Source organism: Acinetobacter sp. GRABPA_MV_2 (assembly GCF_056725885.1).
In genome coordinates this window covers 140,225-159,349 of sequence record NZ_JBWZNA010000004.1, presented here as the reverse complement: position 1 = coordinate 159,349, position 19,125 = coordinate 140,225, and the positions used below count along the sequence as shown (strand labels likewise).

The 19,125-nt window shown below is 39.3% G+C and carries 20 protein-coding genes and 1 riboswitch; of the genes, 12 read left to right on the top strand and 8 right to left on the bottom strand.

Annotation, left to right across the window (positions count from 1 at the left end):
• Positions 1 to 18: 18 nt before the first annotated feature.
• From gluQRS to ACXM0J_RS05595, 6 genes are all read right to left on the bottom strand, one after another.
• A complete protein-coding gene (gluQRS, locus tag ACXM0J_RS05620) occupies positions 19 to 915 on the bottom strand; it encodes a tRNA glutamyl-Q(34) synthetase GluQRS (RefSeq protein WP_086265350.1) in 897 nt (298 codons plus the stop codon).
• A 1-nt stretch (position 916) separates the two neighbouring features.
• Positions 917 to 1,453, bottom strand: coding sequence for an RNA polymerase-binding protein DksA (gene dksA, locus ACXM0J_RS05615; protein ID WP_002121205.1), 537 nt, complete (start codon positions 1,451 to 1,453; stop codon positions 917 to 919).
• A 211-nt stretch (positions 1,454 to 1,664) separates the two neighbouring features.
• Positions 1,665 to 2,477, bottom strand: a complete 813-nt coding sequence (gene cpdA, locus ACXM0J_RS05610) for a 3',5'-cyclic-AMP phosphodiesterase (RefSeq protein WP_086265349.1) — start codon at positions 2,475 to 2,477, stop codon at positions 1,665 to 1,667.
• 4 nt (positions 2,478 to 2,481) lie between these two features.
• A complete protein-coding gene (locus tag ACXM0J_RS05605; protein ID WP_032006835.1) occupies positions 2,482 to 3,108 on the bottom strand; it encodes an NUDIX domain-containing protein in 627 nt (208 codons plus the stop codon).
• A gap of 75 nt (positions 3,109 to 3,183) precedes the next feature.
• Entirely contained in the window at positions 3,184 to 5,061 is a 1,878-nt protein-coding gene (gene thiC, locus ACXM0J_RS05600) for a phosphomethylpyrimidine synthase ThiC (protein WP_086265348.1), read from the bottom strand.
• Positions 5,062 to 5,150: 89 nt separating this feature from the next.
• Positions 5,151 to 5,285: riboswitch (TPP riboswitch) on the bottom strand.
• Positions 5,286 to 5,319: 34 nt separating this feature from the next.
• Positions 5,320 to 6,402: a hypothetical protein gene (locus tag ACXM0J_RS05595; protein WP_213034428.1), complete on the bottom strand. Its 1,083-nt coding sequence runs from the start codon at positions 6,400 to 6,402 to the stop codon at positions 5,320 to 5,322.
• Positions 6,403 to 6,509: 107 nt separating this feature from the next.
• On the opposite strand from ACXM0J_RS05595, the gene ACXM0J_RS05590 reads away from it, so the two are divergent.
• The 4 genes from ACXM0J_RS05590 to phoU all read left to right on the top strand — a co-directional run bounded on the left by ACXM0J_RS05590 (position 6,510) and on the right by phoU (position 10,243).
• Positions 6,510 to 7,091 (top strand): TetR/AcrR family transcriptional regulator, encoded by a 582-nt coding sequence (locus tag ACXM0J_RS05590; protein ID WP_262470545.1) that lies wholly within the window; start codon positions 6,510 to 6,512, stop codon positions 7,089 to 7,091.
• A complete protein-coding gene (locus ACXM0J_RS05585; protein WP_086265346.1) occupies positions 7,084 to 7,989 on the top strand; it encodes a DMT family transporter in 906 nt (301 codons plus the stop codon). The genes ACXM0J_RS05590 and ACXM0J_RS05585 overlap by 8 nt, the downstream gene beginning before the upstream one ends.
• A gap of 79 nt (positions 7,990 to 8,068) precedes the next feature.
• On the top strand, positions 8,069 to 9,415 hold the full coding sequence (abuO, locus tag ACXM0J_RS05580; protein ID WP_005804090.1) for a multidrug efflux outer membrane protein AbuO: 1,347 nt from the start codon (positions 8,069 to 8,071) through the stop codon (positions 9,413 to 9,415).
• Positions 9,416 to 9,520: 105 nt separating this feature from the next.
• Positions 9,521 to 10,243: a phosphate signaling complex protein PhoU gene (gene phoU, locus ACXM0J_RS05575; protein ID WP_000075183.1), complete on the top strand. Its 723-nt coding sequence runs from the start codon at positions 9,521 to 9,523 to the stop codon at positions 10,241 to 10,243.
• Positions 10,244 to 10,548: 305 nt separating this feature from the next.
• Here the strand turns inward: phoU and ACXM0J_RS05570 are convergent, their stop codons facing one another.
• Both ACXM0J_RS05570 and argH read right to left on the bottom strand, forming a co-directional pair.
• Positions 10,549 to 10,818 carry an oxidative damage protection protein gene (locus ACXM0J_RS05570; RefSeq protein ID WP_000089995.1) on the bottom strand — a complete coding sequence of 90 codons (270 nt, stop codon included), beginning with the start codon at positions 10,816 to 10,818 and terminating at the stop codon, positions 10,549 to 10,551.
• 9 nt (positions 10,819 to 10,827) lie between these two features.
• Positions 10,828 to 12,261, bottom strand: coding sequence for an argininosuccinate lyase (gene argH / locus ACXM0J_RS05565; protein ID WP_002121138.1), 1,434 nt, complete (start codon positions 12,259 to 12,261; stop codon positions 10,828 to 10,830).
• On the opposite strand from argH, the gene ACXM0J_RS05560 reads away from it, so the two are divergent.
• From ACXM0J_RS05560 to ACXM0J_RS05525, 8 genes are all read left to right on the top strand, one after another.
• Positions 12,252 to 13,391 carry a sensor histidine kinase gene (locus ACXM0J_RS05560; protein WP_139841478.1) on the top strand — a complete coding sequence of 380 codons (1,140 nt, stop codon included), beginning with the start codon at positions 12,252 to 12,254 and terminating at the stop codon, positions 13,389 to 13,391. The genes argH and ACXM0J_RS05560 overlap by 10 nt on opposite strands.
• Before the next feature lie 60 nt (positions 13,392 to 13,451).
• Entirely contained in the window at positions 13,452 to 14,192 is a 741-nt protein-coding gene (locus tag ACXM0J_RS05555) for a LytR/AlgR family response regulator transcription factor (RefSeq protein ID WP_086265344.1), read from the top strand.
• A gap of 100 nt (positions 14,193 to 14,292) precedes the next feature.
• Complete coding sequence (gene hemC, locus ACXM0J_RS05550) at positions 14,293 to 15,210, top strand: hydroxymethylbilane synthase (RefSeq protein WP_057082133.1); 918 nt, start codon at positions 14,293 to 14,295, stop codon at positions 15,208 to 15,210.
• Positions 15,211 to 15,213: 3 nt separating this feature from the next.
• A complete protein-coding gene (locus ACXM0J_RS05545; protein ID WP_086265343.1) occupies positions 15,214 to 15,981 on the top strand; it encodes a uroporphyrinogen-III synthase in 768 nt (255 codons plus the stop codon).
• 8 nt (positions 15,982 to 15,989) lie between these two features.
• Positions 15,990 to 16,832 (top strand): hypothetical protein, encoded by an 843-nt coding sequence (locus tag ACXM0J_RS05540; protein ID WP_086265342.1) that lies wholly within the window; start codon positions 15,990 to 15,992, stop codon positions 16,830 to 16,832.
• 9 nt (positions 16,833 to 16,841) lie between these two features.
• Positions 16,842 to 18,035 carry a heme biosynthesis protein HemY gene (locus ACXM0J_RS05535; RefSeq protein ID WP_213034427.1) on the top strand — a complete coding sequence of 398 codons (1,194 nt, stop codon included), beginning with the start codon at positions 16,842 to 16,844 and terminating at the stop codon, positions 18,033 to 18,035.
• Positions 18,036 to 18,042: 7 nt separating this feature from the next.
• On the top strand, positions 18,043 to 18,483 hold the full coding sequence (locus tag ACXM0J_RS05530; RefSeq protein WP_213034426.1) for an acyl-CoA thioesterase: 441 nt from the start codon (positions 18,043 to 18,045) through the stop codon (positions 18,481 to 18,483).
• A gap of 194 nt (positions 18,484 to 18,677) precedes the next feature.
• Complete coding sequence (locus ACXM0J_RS05525; RefSeq protein WP_000801427.1) at positions 18,678 to 19,004, top strand: H-NS histone family protein; 327 nt, start codon at positions 18,678 to 18,680, stop codon at positions 19,002 to 19,004.
• The last annotated feature ends 121 nt before the right edge of the window (positions 19,005 to 19,125 follow it).

The window sequence follows — 19,125 nt, the reverse complement described above, 5'->3', positions numbered from 1 at the left end:
ATCGGGCTTTTTTATTATTTATAGATATGTGCCGCTGAGCTCTTGCCCATGGGGAATCAAATCAACATTCCACTGCGCTACAGCCTGCCTTAGCATCGCTCTAGGCTGATCTAAATCAACGTTGGGTTGTCCCAAGGCCAGTATTGCTTTTTGAAGTAATTCAGGCGCTTTTGATAAATCGAGTGCTTGGGCTAGATTCTGTTTAGAGAGCTTTTGCCCTTGGTCATTCATTGCAAGGGGAAGGTGCATATAGCTTAGTTGAGGATAACCTAGAAGCTGACCTAACCAAATCTGACGTTCGGTGTTATCTAATAAGTCCGCGCCTCGAACGACATGGGTAATACCTTGTAGATAATCATCCACGACGACCGCAAGTTGATAGTTAATAATTCCATCACGGCGCTTAAGAACAAAATCTCCAAGATCATATTGTAGATTGGAGCAATGACGTCCTTGCAATCGATCATCAAAACAGATCTGCTGATCTTGAACTTTTACCCGAATCGCTTGACCTTGAGAATCAAGATTGAGATCGCGGCAAGTACCTGCATAGATTGCATTTGAACCAAGCATTTTGCGGGTACATTGACATGCATAGATAAGACCTTCTTTTTTGAGTTGGTCTAATACGCTTTCATAAATGTCTAAACGATTTTTTTGAAAGATGATGTCTGTATCGGGTTCGAACTGGAAGGCTTCAAGTGATGTGAGAATATGCTCTTCGCTGCCGGGATAAATACGAGGAATATCTGTATCTTCGACACGAACGAGCCATTTGCCTTGATGGGCTTTTGCATCGCAATAGCTGGCAACAGCAGTAATGAGTGATCCAAAATGCAAAGGGCCGGTTGGCGATGGCGCAAACCGACCTGAGTATGAAAAGCTAGGCTTTTCTTGAGTAGCTACAGCGGTCATATTAACCGTTATTTTGCTTCTCTTTAATTTCTGCCAAAGTTTTGCAGTCAATACATAACGTTGCAGTTGGACGCGCTTCTAAACGACGTAAACCGATTTCAATACCACAAGTTTCACAGAAACCGTAGTCTTCATTCTTAATAGCTTCCATAGATTGTTCGATTTTACGAATTAACTTACGTTCACGGTCACGTGTACGTAATTCAATTGCAAATTCTTCTTCTTGGGTCGCACGGTCGTTTACATCTGGCAGTGCAGTTGATTCGTCTTGCATCGTATTTAAAGTACGATCAACTTCAGACATTAATTCAGCTTTCCATGCTTGCAGAATTTGTCGGAAATGCTCGAGCTGTCCTTCAGACATGTACTCTTCATTTTTCTTAGGTTGATAAGGTGCAATACCAAATAAACTTGCAGTTGTGCCTATGTCAGAAGTTTTAGGTTTCACTTTACGTGCACGTTTTGCAGAAGCTTTGTCACCTTCCACTACAACTTCTGTATGTTCATCCAAAACTTGGTTGTGGTTGTCATTCGCCATAATAGGGCATTCCTCATCATACACGTATTATCTATACGCAAAAAATATGGTGATATGCAAGTGTTTTTATAGAAAACCATCGATGGGATTTTCCCATCGGGTCGTCATCATATAGATTTTTCCTGCAAGATGATAGTCATTCCGACCCGTAAATATTTTCAAAACGTGTTTGCCCCAGTCATAATTATATATAAGCATATAAGAAATAGGGCTAATAGCCTGAAATATCAGTGTTTATATGGCCTTGAAAATTTTCAAGACGGAAGACTTCTGTTTCAAAACTACCATCGTTTTTTAGACGAATGTAACGGTAGCCGGGAGCATTTTGATCGAGTGCAAAATCATTACTAAAGGGTTTAAACTGAACACTTGTCGAAGGTGTAGAGAAAAATTCGACCCCTTGCCAAATGTTGATTGAGTCTTGATGAACATGCCCGCAGACCAAAGCTTTTACATTTTTAAACGGCGTTAATGCTGTAAGCAAAGCATTAGAATTTTGTAACTTGTGATGATCAATCCATTTTGACTTCATGGCAAAAGGGTGGTGATGACAAGCCAGCAAAATCGGGTTATCTGCATACTCTTCAAGTAAAGCCGTTAAGTTCTCTAGCTGTTCTGCTGATAGATGTCCATCAATATGACCTTTTACCGCACTATTTAATAGAATAATCCGCCAGTTCCCTAAGCAAATGACCACAGGTTCCTGATGATTCTCTTTATGCAATGGAAAATGGTCAACATTGTCATGATTACCTAAGGTCTGAAAAAAGGGCAGACCAAGCGTTTGCATATATTGAATATAACGTTTGTAGGTAATAGGCGTTGGTGCCTGAGCTAGGTCCCCGGTATGGATAATTGCATCAGTTTCAGGATGTTTATTAAGTATCTGTTGAATAATGGCATGAAAGCTTTCTTCAGGATTCATACCCACAAATTCTAAATGCGGATACTCCAATAGGTGGGTATCGGTAATTTGTATAATGACATGGTCTTTTTGTGAAAGTGTTGAGACTTGAAAAGTCACCGTCCTACCTCTTCGGGTTTATTATCGTTTTGCTGTGTTGGGCCAGCCATTGTAATGCCATAATGACAGGAGCATTTCTTAAACGCCCGCTGTCGAGTAGAGTCTGGATTTCACTATAATTAAATAAGTGCAGTTGAATATTTTCCCCCTCATCATCTACGCCAAAAACACCCCCTTCAGCGGGTAATTCAGTTTCGGCAACATAGAGATGAAATAACTCTGAGCAAGCACCAGCTGACGGGTAAAAGCTAAATAGATGCTCTAAATCTTGAACTTCGCAACCTGATTCTTCAAGGCTCTCTCGTCGAATACAACTTTCTGGTGATTCATCACCATCTAGCACGCCTGCAATTATTTCTAACTGCCACGGTGATTGAGCATCATCTAAAGCCCCAACACGGAACTGTTCAATCAGAGCAAACTGTTGTTTTTGATCGTTGTAGAGTAGTACGCCAGCTGCTTCAGGCCGATGAACGAGTTCACGCTGCAATACATGAGTATATTCAGATTGATTAAATAGACGATGTCGAAGGCTGACTTTTTCAACTTGAATAAAACCACGGAATAGAGATTCACGTGATGTTACTTCGACATCTTTAGATGTATAACTTGGACGTTCAACAATACTCATGATTCGATCAGGACGAAATCTATTTATTTCATCCTAACCGAGAATCAGGGCTAGGCAAGTGTTTTTTTTGAATATTTACACTTTATGATACAGTTTTTGACCTTGCTCCTGATAAACCTCTTTCATCGCTTTGAGGCCTTCTTCAACCTCTGAATCGTTATTGGTGAGGTTGTTGGCATAGTCGCGTACATTCTGAGTGATTTTCATTGAACAGAATTTTGGACCACACATTGAGCAGAAGTGTGCAGATTTATGAGCCTCTTTTGGTAAGGTTTCATCGTGCATACTACGTGCTGTATCAGGGTCTAGACTTAGGTTGAACTGATCATCCCAACGGAACTCAAAACGTGCTTTTGATAAGGCATTATCACGTACCTGTGCACCCGGATGTCCTTTGGCAAGATCGGCGGCATGTGCTGCAAGCTTGTAGGTAATAATCCCGTCTTTAACATCTTTTTTGTTTGGTAAACCTAAGTGTTCTTTTGGTGTCACATAACAAAGCATCGCTGTGCCGTACCAACCAATCATGGCTGCACCAATTGCAGAAGTAATGTGGTCATAACCCGGAGCGATATCTGTTGTTAATGGTCCAAGCGTATAGAATGGTGCTTCTTTACACACTTCTAACTGAAGGTCCATGTTTTCTTTAATCATGTGCATTGGTACATGACCAGGGCCTTCAATCATGACTTGAACATCATGTTCCCATGCACGGTGAGTCAGCTCACCTAGGGTTTTAAGTTCGCTGAACTGTGCTTCGTCATTTGCATCTTGAATACAGCCCGGACGTAAGCCATCACCTAAGCTAAATGAAACGTCATAAGCCTTCATGATTTCAAAGATTTCATCGAAATGTGTGTATAAGAAGTTTTCTTCATGATGTGCTAGACACCACTGCGCCATGATTGAACCACCACGAGACACAATACCTGTTAAACGGTTTGCTGTAAGTGGTACGTAGCGAAGTAATACACCTGCGTGAATTGTGAAGTAGTCAACTCCTTGTTCGGCTTGTTCAATTAGTGTGTCTTTAAAGATTTCCCAAGTCAGATCTTCTGCAACACCATCAACTTTTTCAAGCGCTTGATAAATAGGTACAGTACCGATTGGAACAGGTGAGTTACGAATAATCCATTCACGTGTTTCATGGATATTTTTACCTGTCGACAAGTCCATAATAGTGTCGGCACCCCAACGCGTTGCCCAAGTCATTTTTGCAACTTCTTCGTCAATTGAAGAGCCAAGTGCTGAGTTGCCAATATTGGCATTAATTTTAACCAAGAAGTTACGGCCAATAATCATTGGCTCAAGTTCTGGATGGTTAATGTTGGCAGGAATGATCGCACGACCTTCAGCAACTTCTTGGCGAACAAATTCAGGTGTAATTTCTTTTAAGTTTTTTGCACCGAAATTTTGTCCAGCATGTTGACGCATATCAACACCTTCACGCTGGCGTTGATTTTCACGAATTGCAATATATTCCATTTCAGGTGTGATAATACCTTGCTTGGCATAGTGCATTTGAGTGACATTTTTGCCTGCTTTGGCACGGCGTGGATTTTGAATGTGCGCAAAACGAATATCAGCGGTACGAATGTCTTTTAAACGTTCTTGACCAAACTTTGAAGTTAAACCAGAAAGTACGTCAGTATCGTTACGCTCTTCAATCCAGTTTTGGCGAACTGAAGGTAAACCTTTGTCTAAATCAATTTGAACATTTGGGTCGGTATAAACACCTGAAGTGTCATATACCATAACAGGAGGGTTATGTTCACCGCCAAGACCAGTAGGGGTGTCGGTTAAAGAAATTTCTCGCATTGGAACCTGAATGTCAGGGCGAGAACCCTCAATATAAACTTTTTTAGAAGCGGGTAAGATGCGGGTTAAATCTTTTGCATCTTGTTCATGTTGTGCTGAAATTTCAGCAGAAGAGAGATTCGTTAACTGGTTCATCACATGATCCTTATGAATAACATCAACGAATCAAGCACGACCAAAAACGATGGCGGATTTATCTTTATGAGATAAATTTAAGGCTTTAAGTTTTCAGATGGCTTGATTCCTACGCAGGTCTTAACCTGATCAGGTTCAACGGTACTTGTGATCAAACTTGTGTTGCGATAACACAGAATTTACACAATCTCAGCGAGCTATTACTCGCGCTCCGTCAAGCGATTTACAGACTAACATGTTTTAGGTTGGCTGGCATTGTCAATTTGTATCTATACAAACTGCATCCATATGGCAGTCACGATAGACTTCCGTGTTCCATGGCGAATCAAATTTTAATAGCTGCTCAAGCTGTTCATGAGTAATCTGATAATTTGATTTTTTATCACCATTTTTATCAGTTAAATCTATTTTAAATTGCTTATTACGCTCCTCTACAGGAGTGGCAATAAACTTAAGAAACAGTTGAGCGGATTTCGCTAAACTCGACTGATTTTGTGTAGACAAAAACCGAATTTGTTGAAGAGCATCTTTATCAAACCACGTATTCGGTGCATATTCATCTGACACTGGCGTGTTATCTAAACCAAAGAAAATAAAATAGCGATATTCATTAAATAGTCGTTTTGCATCACTAATAAAGTGGCTTTTTGGATATTTCTGAATAAATTTTTCCCAAAAAAGTGCTCGTTCAGTAAGTTCTTTCCATGAAATGGCCAACGCACCATCGTTATAGAAAATATCCTGATTATCTTTGGCCATACGAGTTAAGAACTCTTTTTGGTCTGTTGGTAAGGACGTAGAAAAAACCTCAACTAAATAGTTTGGCTGACGTCGATAGGTAAACATACCCTCACCTTGATAGAGAAGTTCAATGTAGGCTTGGCCTTCATGTTGAAGTAAATATTGATCACGCGGGCTAAGTTGGTCGAAGAGTTTTTTCTGGGTTTGGATGACCTTTTTAAGGTCTTGTTTCTGTTCTAAAACGGCATAGCCAAATGCTTCAAAAGCTCTCCCTGTTTTTTCAGTGTAGTCTTGTTTAAGAAAACGTTGATACATCGCAGTTGAAGCATCAATAAGCTTAAGCTGCTCATCATTTTTTAAAGAGGGAACACAGCTTTTAAGCTTTTCATTAATTTGATTTAAATCTTCTATTTTGCTGTTTTGGTTGATTTTCTGCGTAGCAGCCATAATTTGTAAGCAACTGCTGTCTTGTTTTTGAGTAGCCTTTTGTTCAGTTGGTTTTTGCTCTTTAGATACAGCCTGATCTTGCTGTGATGTTTTATTACATCCAGCCAAAAGTAGTGCACTGCACATACTCATCATTAGAACTTTTTTCATCATTGTACTTTTATAGAAATTAATATTGCTCAAATTATAACGCTTAAAACGATTGCATCATTGTTAGAAATCTTTATTATTAGGTAGGTCGGTCTACTTAAGTAAAAGCTATGAATGATAAAACAGCAAGACAGAAAATTCTCGATGCAGCAGCAAGCTTGTTTTATAACGATGGCATTACTGCAACAGGAATCAATTCAGTTACGGCTAAAGCCGATGTCGCTAAGATGTCGCTTTATAATAATTTTTCTTCAAAAGGCGATCTTGTTGATGCCTATATTGCTGCACGCCATCAAGAGTGGCTCGATCTCTATCAAAAGCGTTTAGCAAAAACAAACACAGCTAAAGAAGCCATTTTGGCTGTGTTTGATGCCTATCAGGACCATGCAGAATTTGCCTACGAAAAAGGGTTTCGAGGTTGTGGGTTATTGAATGCTGCCGCAGAGTTTCCAGCGAATAGTGCAGGGCGTAGTTCTGTAAGGCAGCATAAAGAAGAAGTGGAAGGTATTGTTGCTGAGCATTTAAAAAAATTAATACCAGACTCACAGCGCGTTAACTATGTAGCTACGCAGCTTTCTTTTCTTTTAGAGGGTTCTATGGCACGAGCAGGTTTAGAAGGAAACAGTCGTCAACTTCTATTAGCAAAACAAATGGCAGAAGATATTTTAAATAGAGAATGCCTACATGATTAGCCTCATTAAAAATAGTAGCTATGGGGGCACAATTGCGATTTTGGTTGCTTCTGTTTTGTGGGGAACAACAGGTACGGCGGCAGCATTTGCACCGACACTTGGCCCACTCGCTATTGGTGCCGTAGCTATGGGCGGTGGAGGACTTTTACAAGCTTTGGTTGCATCACGAGCAATACGCGAAAACCGTCAGTTTATAAGGGAAAATCTTTCAATACTGCTTTTAGGGGTAGTGGCGGTTGGTATTTATCCTTTGGCTTTTTATTCCTCAATGCATTATGCGGGCATTACGATTGGCACCGTTGTTTCAATTGGTACCGCTCCATTAATAGCAGCAATTTTAGAGCGATTTTTTGACCGCAAAGCTTTATCGGCTATCTGGTTTCTAAGTTTTGTGTGCGGCGTGCTTGGTGTAAGTATGTTATCGATGGGGGAAAGTCATGCGATCCAAGAGAGTACAAATCAATGGAATAAATTCTTCGGTATTTTTCTTGGGCTTGTCGCAGCTACAACTTATTCACTTTATTCATGGGCCGCAAAAAGATTAATAGATCGGGGTGTTGCCTCTAAAGCTGCAATGGGCATGATTATGGGGGGTGGGGCAGTTATTTTGCTTCCTACTTTGTTGGTTACAGGTGGAGGGTTATTGCATAGCTCAACCAATTTACTTGTGGCTGGTTATATGATGCTGATTCCTATGTTTTTGGGTTATTTACTTTTCGGTTTTGGATTAAAAACAGTAAATGCCAGCAAAGCGACGACCTTAACTTTATTTGAACCTTTAGTGGCTGCGATTTTTGCCATCGTTTTGGTGGGTGAGCATGTTTCATGGCTGGGTTGGATAGGCATGTTACTGATTTTTATTTGTATTTTAATCTTGTCAAAAACTAAGAACGCTTAAAAACTAAAACTTTTAATGGCTTGAGTTTGATTTGAATTTTTCTTAGTCTTAAAGGCAAGTTTTATCGTTGATTTGAACAATGAAAATAAAATTAATGGTCGCTGTTGGCCTTTGGAGTTTTGCATCTTCGAGTTTTGCTCTAGATTTGGTTGAAGCTTATGAGCGCGCAAAACAAAATGACCCAACGTGGCAAGCCAATCAACAACAATATGAAGCAGATCAACTGAACTTAGGCTTAGCAACGGGGGCGTTATTACCTACTGTCACATTGTCTGGAAACATTACCCGTAATCGACAAACTGTAAAACGTTCAAACTTTCCAGGTGTTGATCAAGAAGGCCTGTCAGATGCTTTGGTAAGTAGTACGTCAACGACTCGACAAGCGACTCTCACTGCACGTCAGCCATTATTTCGAATGGATGCTTGGGAAGGTTATAAACAAGTTAAAACTTCGGTTGCACTTAGTGAAATCACTTTAAGGCTGCAAAAACAAGATCATGTTTTAAATGTGGCAGAAGCCTATTTTAATGTGTTGCGGCAGCAGGCTCTGAGTGTTGCATACTTACAAGAAGAAAAGGCTTTGCTTGAACAGCTCAATATGATGAATGCCAAACTCAAAGAAGGGTTGGTGGCACGTAGTGATGTGAGTGAAGCAAATGCTCAATATCAAAATGCTAGAGCCAATCGTATTTCAACCAATGTTCAATTACTTTTAGCCCAAGAGCAGCTTTCTGAATATATCGGTTCTTATCAAGATAAACTCGCTGTACTGCGAAGTGATTTTAATTTTCAAAAGCCTTATCCAGCAGAGCTTAATGACTGGCTTTCTTTGGCACAGCAAAAAAACTTAAAGATCCAGCAAGCCCGTTTACAGCAAAAATATAGTGAAGACCAGCGCCGTGTCGAAAAGGCAGCACTTTATCCTCAAATAGATGCTGTGGCGAGCTATGGCTATACTAAACAAACACCAGAGACACTCATTTCGACTGATGGAAAATTTGATCAGGTCGGTGTAGAAATGAACTGGAATTTATTTAATGGTGGACGGACCCGAACATCAATTAAAAAAGCCACTGTAGAAGCCAGTAAAGCGCAGGCACAACTTGATGCAGCCATTCGCCGTGCCAATGTCGATGTGAAAAGTGCGTTTATGCAGGTAGACACAGATCAAGCCAAACTTGAAGCAAGAAAGGCTGCAATGGATTCATCTTCTTTGGTTTCTCAAGCTTCAAAAGCGAGTTATAACGAAGGCTTGAAAAGTATGGTTGATGTTTTATTGGCGCAGCGTAATGCTTTTTCTGCAAAACAGGATTATCTTAATGCTCAGTATGACTATTTATTGAATGTGCTTCGTTTAAAAGCTGCGGTAGGCCAGTTAGGCGAAAAAGATCTAGTCGAGCTTAATAGCTGGTTAACTTATCAGTAATTAAATGCTTTTATCTGAAATTTAATTTTGTCATAAAAACTTAATGATTGCTGTGTTTTAATGCTCAATCATTTTATTCCCGCGCCATCATGTTGGAGGCTTCCCTTGAGTCCGAGTAATCCGGTGTTAAGCCATCATATTTCTTCTCAATTTAATGAAGATTTGCAAGATGTAAACACAAAGTTTATGACCATGGGTGGCTTGGTCGAACAGCAGGTTGCAAATGCAATTCATTCTTTACTTGATACCGACGCAAATTTAGCGATTGATGTTCAATTTAAAGATAATGCAGTCAATCAATATGAACGTGATATTGATGAAGGCTTGACGTTGATTTTGGCGCGTCGTCATCCGGCAGCGATTGACTTACGTATGGTGATTGCCATGAGCAAAGCCAATACTGACCTTGAACGCATTGGTGATGAAGCAGCGAAAATTGCCCGTATTGCACAAAATCTGTGTGAAGAAGGTGGATCACCACGTGGCTACATGGAAACACGTCATATTGGTAATCAAGTTCGTGTCATGATTCATGATGCACTTGATGCTTTTGCACGTTTAGATGCAGATCAAGCTTTACGTGTACTTTTAGCTGATGCTGACATTGACCGTGAATATCAATCAGCAACACGTACATTAATGACATATATGATTGAAGACCCGCGTCATATTGCTCGTGTAATTAATGTCATGTGGGTTTTACGTTCATTAGAGCGTATTGGTGATCATGCACGTAACATTGCTGAGCAAGTGATTTATATGGCCAAAGGCTTTGATGCTCGTCATACCAAAATTGAAGAAATTGAAGCCAAAGTCCACGAAAAGTAATCTTGAGCTGAAATATTTAAAGGCCTTGTTTGAAGCAAGGCCTTTTTATTTTTAAAAATAATAGATAAAAAAATGTCCCGAACTTTGGGGGGAAGTTCAGGACAGAAAATCAAGTGCATAAACACGACAGGGATCGTGTTCTTCTTGCTATAGAGTGATATTAAGTTCTTCGCTTTTTGATGTCATGTAGAGTCCTGTGCGCTCTATGTAAGGCTTTTTATGTTTGTGTAAGTTTCACGTAAAAAAAGGCGGATCTATGTATATAGACCCGCCTTTTTAATGATGATTAAGCTAAAACAAACCGATTATTCTGGTTTCCAGCCTTCAGCTTTTTCTACACTTTCATCATTGTTAAAGAACTTCTCACGTTGTTCTTCCAGAAACTTTTTAGCTTCTGGTTCAAACACGTTTAAACGCTTTTCATTAATTAGCGTAGTTTGGTGTTGTAACCATTCTTGCCATGCTTGCTTAGAAACATTTTCAAAAAAATCTTGGCCTTTAGCACCTGGGAAAGGAGCGAAGTCTAAACCTTCCATTTCCTTTTGATATTTACGGCAAAATACTTGTCGACTCATGATTTATCCTTAAGCGTATAACTGTTCTAAACGTGTATGGGCACGAGCAATCGCAGCTTCAACCTGTTTTGGTGAAGTTCCGCCAATATGATCACGTGCATTTACAGAAGCTTCTAGAGTTAAGGCTTTATCAAATACATCTGCTGTAATTAAGTCAGAGAATTGCTGTAACTGCTCAAGTGTGAGCTCAGATAAATCTTTTTCTTCCGCAACACCTAATGCTACTGCTTTACCTACAATTTCATGCGCATCACGGAACGCTACGCCTTTTTTCACTAAGTAGTCAGCAAGGTCAGTTGCAGTTGAGAATCCACGAAGAGCAGCTTCACGCATGATTTCAATATTTGGAACCAATGCAGGAATCATGTCTGCAAATGCCATGAGTGAACCACGAACCGTATCGATTGCATCAAATAAAGGTTCTTTATCTTCTTGGTTATCTTTGTTGTATGCCAATGGTTGACCTTTCATGAGCGTAAGTAAGCTAATTAAGTCACCAAATACACGGCCAGATTTACCGCGAATAAGTTCTGGAACATCCGGATTTTTCTTCTGTGGCATGATTGAAGAACCGGTACAGAAGCGATCAGGAATATTCACAAATTTGAACTGTGCAGAAGTCCAAAGAATGAGCTCTTCTGACATACGTGATAAATGCATCATGATAAGTGCAGCAGCTGCATTAAATTCGATGGCAAAGTCACGGTCAGATACAGCATCAAGAGAGTTTTCAGATACAGCTTCAAACCCTAAAAGCTCTGCTGTATATGCGCGGTCAATTGGATAAGTTGTACCCGCAAGAGCAGCAGATCCAAGCGGCATACGGTTAACACGTTTACGGCAGTCTTGGAGACGTTCAGTGTCACGTACCAACATTTCAAACCACGCTAACAAGTGATGACCAAAAGTTACTGGTTGAGCGGTTTGTAGGTGTGTAAAGCCTGGCATAATCGTATTTACATTTTTGGCAGCCAAGCCTAACAAGCCTTTTTGTAAACGTTCTAATAATTTTAAAATATCATCAATTTCGTCGCGTAGGTAAAGACGAATATCAGTTGCAACCTGATCGTTACGGCTACGACCTGTATGTAATTTTTTGCCTGTAATGCCAATACGTTGAGTCAAACGTGATTCAATGTTCATGTGAACATCTTCAAGATCGATGCGCCACTCAAAGTTTCCAGCCTCAATTTCTGAGCGAATGGTGCTTAAACCTTCAATAATGTCATCGCGTTCTGCTTCTGTGAGTACGCCAACTTTCGCAAGCATGGTAGCATGCGCAATCGAACCAGCGATGTCTTGCTTATAAAAACGTTGGTCAAACTGAACCGAGGCGGTAAATTCGGCTACAAAAGCGTCCGTCGCTTCAGAAAAACGACCACCCCACATACCTGAGGTTTGGTCTGGGGTTACTGAATTAGGGGGATTTGAAGATGTGGTCATGGTGGCTCAGTAAAATAAAAAAGAGTATATCACTTGCCGAAGCTCAACAAACAAAGTTGTTTTCTACGGCATACCGAAATCAAAATTCCTCCTATTTTTTTACGAAAAGTGGGCGTTGGCAACACTTATTCGAATTAATTATCGCAAGTAATGTTTTGGCATTGGTTCTGGCATTGGCTGAAGCGCAGTCTTGGCAAGCCTTAAGCGGGGGAAGGCTTTTTCAATACATCGTTTTTATTAACTGGGTAATATTGTCCTTTTTTGCATTGGTTGAACGCTTTCAGGGTTTTTTTAGCAGCTTACGTCAAGAATTTGCTTTGGTCATTGGTTTTGTCATGCTGCAAAGTATTGTTGTTTTGACCACTTTAATGAGTAATTTTTTTCAGTTTGGTCTTTTACATAAACATGCGTCATTAACGCAGGGCTGGGGTGTTTATTTTACCAATGTACCTTTATATCTAAGCTATGGAATATTACTCGGGGCCTTCTGCTTACGTTATTTATATGTCAGGCAACAATGGTTGCATCAGCAATATGCCGAATTAAATGCACGTATTCAGGCCATGCAAGCACGAATTCACCCTCACTTCTTATTTAATAGTTTAAATAATGTGGTGAGTTTAATTGCGATAGATCCAGATAAAGCAGAAAGCATGCTCATTAGTTTGTCGCGTTTATTTCGAGCGAGTTTCCAAGAATTAAAATTGGTGAGTCTGCATGAAGAAATCGAGCTGAGTAAACAATATTTAATGATTGAGCAGGTCCGTCTAGGTGAGCGTTTAAAAGTTGATTGGAAGATCGAGCTTTCACCTGTGCAACTAAAACAGATCACTATTCCTTTATTGACATTACAACCTTTGTTAGAGAATAGTATTTTTCATGGGGTAGAACCAATGATGGGCAAAGCAACCATAGGGGTATTGGTTGAAATATTGCAAAATCAGGTCAGTATAGTCATTACCAACCCATATACAGACGATACAATAAATTCACGGAAAGGGCATGGAATCGCTCTTGAAAATGTTAAGCAGCGCCTGAAAGCGTATTATGGAAACACCGTTAGATTTCAGGTTTATAAAGGTGAAGCTTTATATACCACTATTATGAGCTATCAATATCAAACAAAATAATAAGTCAGTCAGAGTTAACCATAAAAAAATGGACCAAGTTAACGGTGACAAGGAGGATGAATGAAGGTGCTAATTTGTGATGATGAACCACTTGCAGTGGAGCGTTTATCACGTTTAGTTTCAAAGATGGGACATGAGGTTGTATCAACGGCTCATCATGGACAGGAGGCCTTGGAACAGGCACGGCTTCATCAACCGGATGTAATCTTACTTGATATTCAAATGCCAGGTATGAATGGGCTTGTCTGTGCAGAACAGTTAAGTCAACTCAATCCTCGACCTGCGATTGTGTTTTGTACCGCCTACGATCAGCATGCATTGGACGCTTTTAAAGCTCAGGCTCAAGCATATCTTCTTAAACCGATTGATCCTGTTGAACTTGAGCAAGCTTTAAGTCAGCTAACCCAACTTACTCAAGCACAGCTCAATGCATTACCAAATTCTGAGCTTTTACAAGATTTAAAGACACAGCGTCATCAAATTGCCGCAAAAACCTATCGTGGTGTTGAACTGATTCCTGTTGAAAATATCTATTACTTTTTAGCAGATCAGAAATATGTCACTGTGAGACATAAAAATGGCAGTGTATTAATAGATGAAACATTAAAAGAGCTTGAAACCGAATTCGCAGATCAGTTTATTCGTATTCATCGAAATGCGTTGGTTTCGGTTGCATATTTAGATGGTTTGGAGCTAGTCAGTTCGGGGCAATATCAGGTTAGATTACGTGGTCTTGATGAAAGACTTTCGGTGAGCCGTCGGCATTTATCTACGCTTAGAGAGCGAATTCATCAGCTTTAAATTTAAAAGAGTTATCTGGGACTTGCGAGATTTTACTTGCAATTTTAAGGGATCAAGTTAAGTTTAGGGTGTATTGTTTGACCAGCCCATGCTTGAATTTATGAAAACCTTGAAAATTGCTACACGACAAAGCCCACTTGCTCTTTGGCAGGCAGAACATATTCGTGCCCGTTTAGAGGAGCTTCACCCTGATTTAACGGTGGAACTGGTTAAATTTGTCACGCAGGGCGATAAAATTTTAGATACGCCTTTAGCAAAAATTGGGGGCAAAGGGCTATTTGTTAAAGAATTAGAAGCAGCACTTTTAGATGGGCGTGCAGACTTAGCTGTACATTCAATGAAAGATGTCCCAATGGCTTTGCCAGAGGGTTTAACTTTAGCAGTGATTTGTGAGCGTGAAGATCCGTTAGATGCTTTTGTTTCAAATCAGTTTGAAAAATTCGCTGATTTACCACAAGGTGCAAAAGTTGGTACCTCAAGCTTGCGTCGAAAATCTCAGATTTTAAAACAACGTCCTGATTTGCAAATTATTGACTTGCGTGGAAATGTTGGCACACGTTTAGCGAAGCTAGATGAAGGTCAATATGATGCGATTATTCTGGCCAGTGCCGGTTTGAAGCGTTTAGGTTTGTCAGAACGTATCCGTCATTGTTTAACACCAGATATTAGTTTGCCTGCTGTGGGACAGGGTGCATTGGGTTTAGAGTGCCGTGCAGCTGACCAAGATGTATTGGCTTTAATTCAACCTTTATTACACGCAGAAACAGATGTTTGTGTACGTGCTGAACGTGCATTTAATGCCTATCTTGAGGGTGGTTGTCAGGTCCCAATTGCAGGTTATGCCACACTACAAAATGGTCAAATCCATATCGAAGGTCGTGTTGGAAGCCCAGATGGCCAAACATTATTACGTGCTGAACTGACAGACGAAGCCAATAATGCTCAGCAATTGGGTGAGAACCTTGCTCGAAACTTACTTGATCAAGGTGCTGGCGAGCTATTAAAGGCCCTCTACTAAACCATGTTGTTTATTAATACTCGACCTGATTCGCGTGCAGCTGAATTAACAGAAGCTTTGCAAAATGAAGGTTATCAGGTTGAGTCTTTACCACTTTTAGAGCTCGTTGCTAAGCCCTTTTCCGAACACTTACTCCAGCTTTACCAACAATTAGTTAGGGCGCAAGCTATTGTGGTCGTCAGCCCAACCGCTGTTGAAGTGGGTGTGGAATATTTAGTAAAAAGCGGTTTAAAAATTAGCGATTTAAAACATATTCAGTGGATTGCGGTAGGGCAAGCAACAGCCAATTGTCTAAACGAATATGGAATACAAGCACATATCCCCGATGTTGAAACTTCTGAGGGGATGTTGAACCTACCTATTCTGCATAATATGCAACAGACGGGTAGCGTGGCTTTTTGGCGGGGAGAAGGTGGACGCCAATTTATGATGGAGACCTTGCAACAACAAGGAATTCAGATTTTAAATTTTGTTCTATATTATCGGCAGTGCCCAGAAGCGTCATATTCTACATTCAAACATCTGACACAGAATTCGAATTATAATTTAAATAAATGGCTCGTCTTAATTACCAGTGAAGCGAGCTGGAAGTATTGGTTAGAGCTTTGCTTAAAAAATAATGTACAACCTGATGGTGTATATCTGGTTTTGGGACCTCGTCTTTTTCAAATTGTTAAAGAGTATCGCGATCAGCAACAGGCTCATTTTCACATTATTCAACTTGAAAATTTATCGCCTTCGGGGATGATTCATCACATTCAGGCATTATAAGGATTCATATGAGAAAACTTGTTTCTATCATCATTTTGCTGGGCATAGCTTGGTTGGCTAAGCTCAGCTACGATATGTGGCAAATTTCTCGTACTGTTCCCGAGCTTAAACAAAGCCTGCTGCAATCCGAACAGCACTATGCCAATTTAAATGATCAATTGGTTGCTTTACAGCGACAGTTGCAGAATCAACCTGTGAATACAGGGAGTAAAACCAGTTCAGTCGCTCAACCAGATGCAACGCCGACAGGTATTGCTCCTACAGTTCTAATTAAACAAAAGTTAGATTTAATTCAATTTGCAATTGATCAGCAGCAGTTGATTTATGCAGTTGATCAATTAAACCAGTTACAGCAATCGCTTGTGCACTATGAAATTGCTCCAGCATTGCAACATAGCTTGAATCAATCGCTCGAGCAGGATAAACAGGCAGTTCAACAGTTTACTTTGGCTCAAAATCAACGCCATCAACTAATCGATGATTTATTACAGAACATTGATAAGAATATTCAACAAGCCTTAGCCCAGCCTAAACTTGAAATGGATCAATCCGAGACTGTGTCTTGGTGGAAAAAATGGTTCCGTATAGAAAAAGTAGAAACGCCGTCTATTAATTTAATGAGTCGCAGTGTCGTGCTTAAAGAAGTGCAATTAAGATTATTAATTGCTGAACAGGCACTCAATCAAGGAAAAATGACTGAGTATCAAAATGAGTTGCAATCTGTGATGCAAAAGTTAGATGAAATGCCTGATGCAACAAGTCAGCAGTTAAAAAAACGTATTGCTAAAGTGGCACATTTATCAGTCGTGCCAGTTCCTAAACTCTCTACACTTGGGCTAATTGGCTCATAAGGAGGATATATGAAGCACCTCCTGTGGGTTTATGTCGTCATCAGCTTAATACTCTTTGCAGCCTTAGCTTTATTTAGCTATGACTATGGAATGGGATATGTCTATATTTACTGGCGACAATTGCAGCTGCAAACAAATGTCTGGGGATTAACTCTTACTTTTGTAGTGATGAGTTTTATTGCTCAACTCGCATGGCTGTGGATTAAACGTTATTCCTCTCGTGAACAAAGGAAAAGTGAAAACATCTTCCAGTTTAAAAACCTTCATCCTTATGAACAATTGGGTATTGTTTGGTTATTAGAAGCGGCCGAAGATCAACGTGTATTTATTGAACGTGTTTTTACTCAATCAGGGCTTTTAAAAAATATTATTGATGCCAGATTTCTGGTTTTAAGTGGGGATTATCCAAAAGCATTGGCTGCTCTCGATCAATCATCACCTATGGCATTTGAATTGGCAGAGTTACAGCGAATTGAAATATTTTTGGCCGAAAATGAAGCCGACCGTGCATTAACTCATCTTGAATTTTTATACCAGCATCAGTTATCGCCTTGGTTACAAGAAATAGAAACTGCTTACCAGCAAAAATTAACTGCGTTATGGGGGCAATTAGCGCTGCAACATCCATGGGTGTATTTACGTTCCATGAAATATGGTTTGCTAGATGCTGAGCACCGTGATTTATGGTTGCAACAACTTCTTCAGCAATTTGACCAAGCCTCTATTGATGACTTACATGCCTTACAGCAACGTTATTTGGATTTAGAGTCTGAGATTCAAACTCGACCTTATAGTAGTAAGTTGTTATGGCTAAAACTGTTAGCACGCATGCCAGATATGAGCATGCAACATGCGGCGTTAACACTCCACTTATTAAAAGAGCAATTTGACCCAGAAGTATTTTATCTATGGTTTCAGCAACAATTGCTTAAACAAGTTCCAGACTATGCCGATGTCGAAGAAAAAATTATTGAGTTCGAAAATCAATATATGAGTTTACCAGTTTTAACCTTTGCAAAATGGCATGTCTATATGGCAACTGGGCGTCAAGCAGAAGCTGAAACATTATTGTTATTATATCCAGATAATATTTTAATGAGCTATTTGCGTATTAAGTCAACGCTTAAAGAAGATGATGTGTTAATCAAACAGTTAAATCTAATCTTTGAAAATGATGCAAATTTTTTAAAGTTTAAAATATGAGGTAAAAATGAAAGAACTGTCTGTCTACCCGATAATATATGAACAAAAAGTAGCGTGGGGAGATATGGACGCTTTTGGTCATGTCAATAATGTACAATATTATCGATATATTGAAAGCTCACGTATTTTATATATGGAAGCAATCAATATATTAACCCCACATTTATATACCGTAGTAGCTTCAAGTCAGTGTAAATATTTAAAGCCTGTTTTTTATCCCGATGTATTGAAAATTGGTGTTCGCGTGGAAGAGCTCCGTAATAGCGCATTCCGTATGGCTTATATATTGTGGAGTGAAACCCAACAACAAATAGTCGCTACTGGTGAAGCTGTTATGGTATGCGTTGATAAATTAACAGAACGAAAATGCGAAATACCGCAGGAAATAAAACAAAAAATTATTGAGCTAGAAAAATCAGTTGGGCATGACTTAATACATTTATTTTAAATAAATATTAATAAAATATATTTCATTTATAATTGGTAATGTAATTAAAAGGTAATTTTTTTGGTTATTCTGATGAACACGGCTTTCAAACTATTGCTTATTGAATAGATTATAAATAATATTGGTCTTGATTTTATGTTTTTAAATTTTGTCTGTATTATTTTGAATTGTCTGTAAGACTGGAGTATTTATTAATGAAACCGGATATCAGTGAATTATCTGTTGAAGAGTTAAAACGCTTACAAGAAGAAGCAGAAGCTTTAATTGCAAGTAAAAAAGATCAAGCAATCGAAGATGCTTATAATCAAATTATCGAGATTGCTGAAAATGTAGGTTTTAGTGTTGAACAACTTCTTGAGTTCGGTGCTCAAAAACGTAAGAAAACAACTCGTAAATCTGTTGAGCCTCGTTACCGTAACAAAAACAATGCTGAAGAGACTTGGACTGGTCGCGGTAAACAACCACGCTGGTTAGTTGCTGAAATTGAAAAAGGCGCAAAACTTGAAGATTTCTTAATCTAATCAAATTGCCGTTTTTAAAAGCCAAGCAAATTTGCTTGGCTTTTTTATTGATAAAAATATCTCAAAATTTTGCTATAAATATTATTTAAAAAATTGAGTGTTTAAATTGCTCTTTCAATGA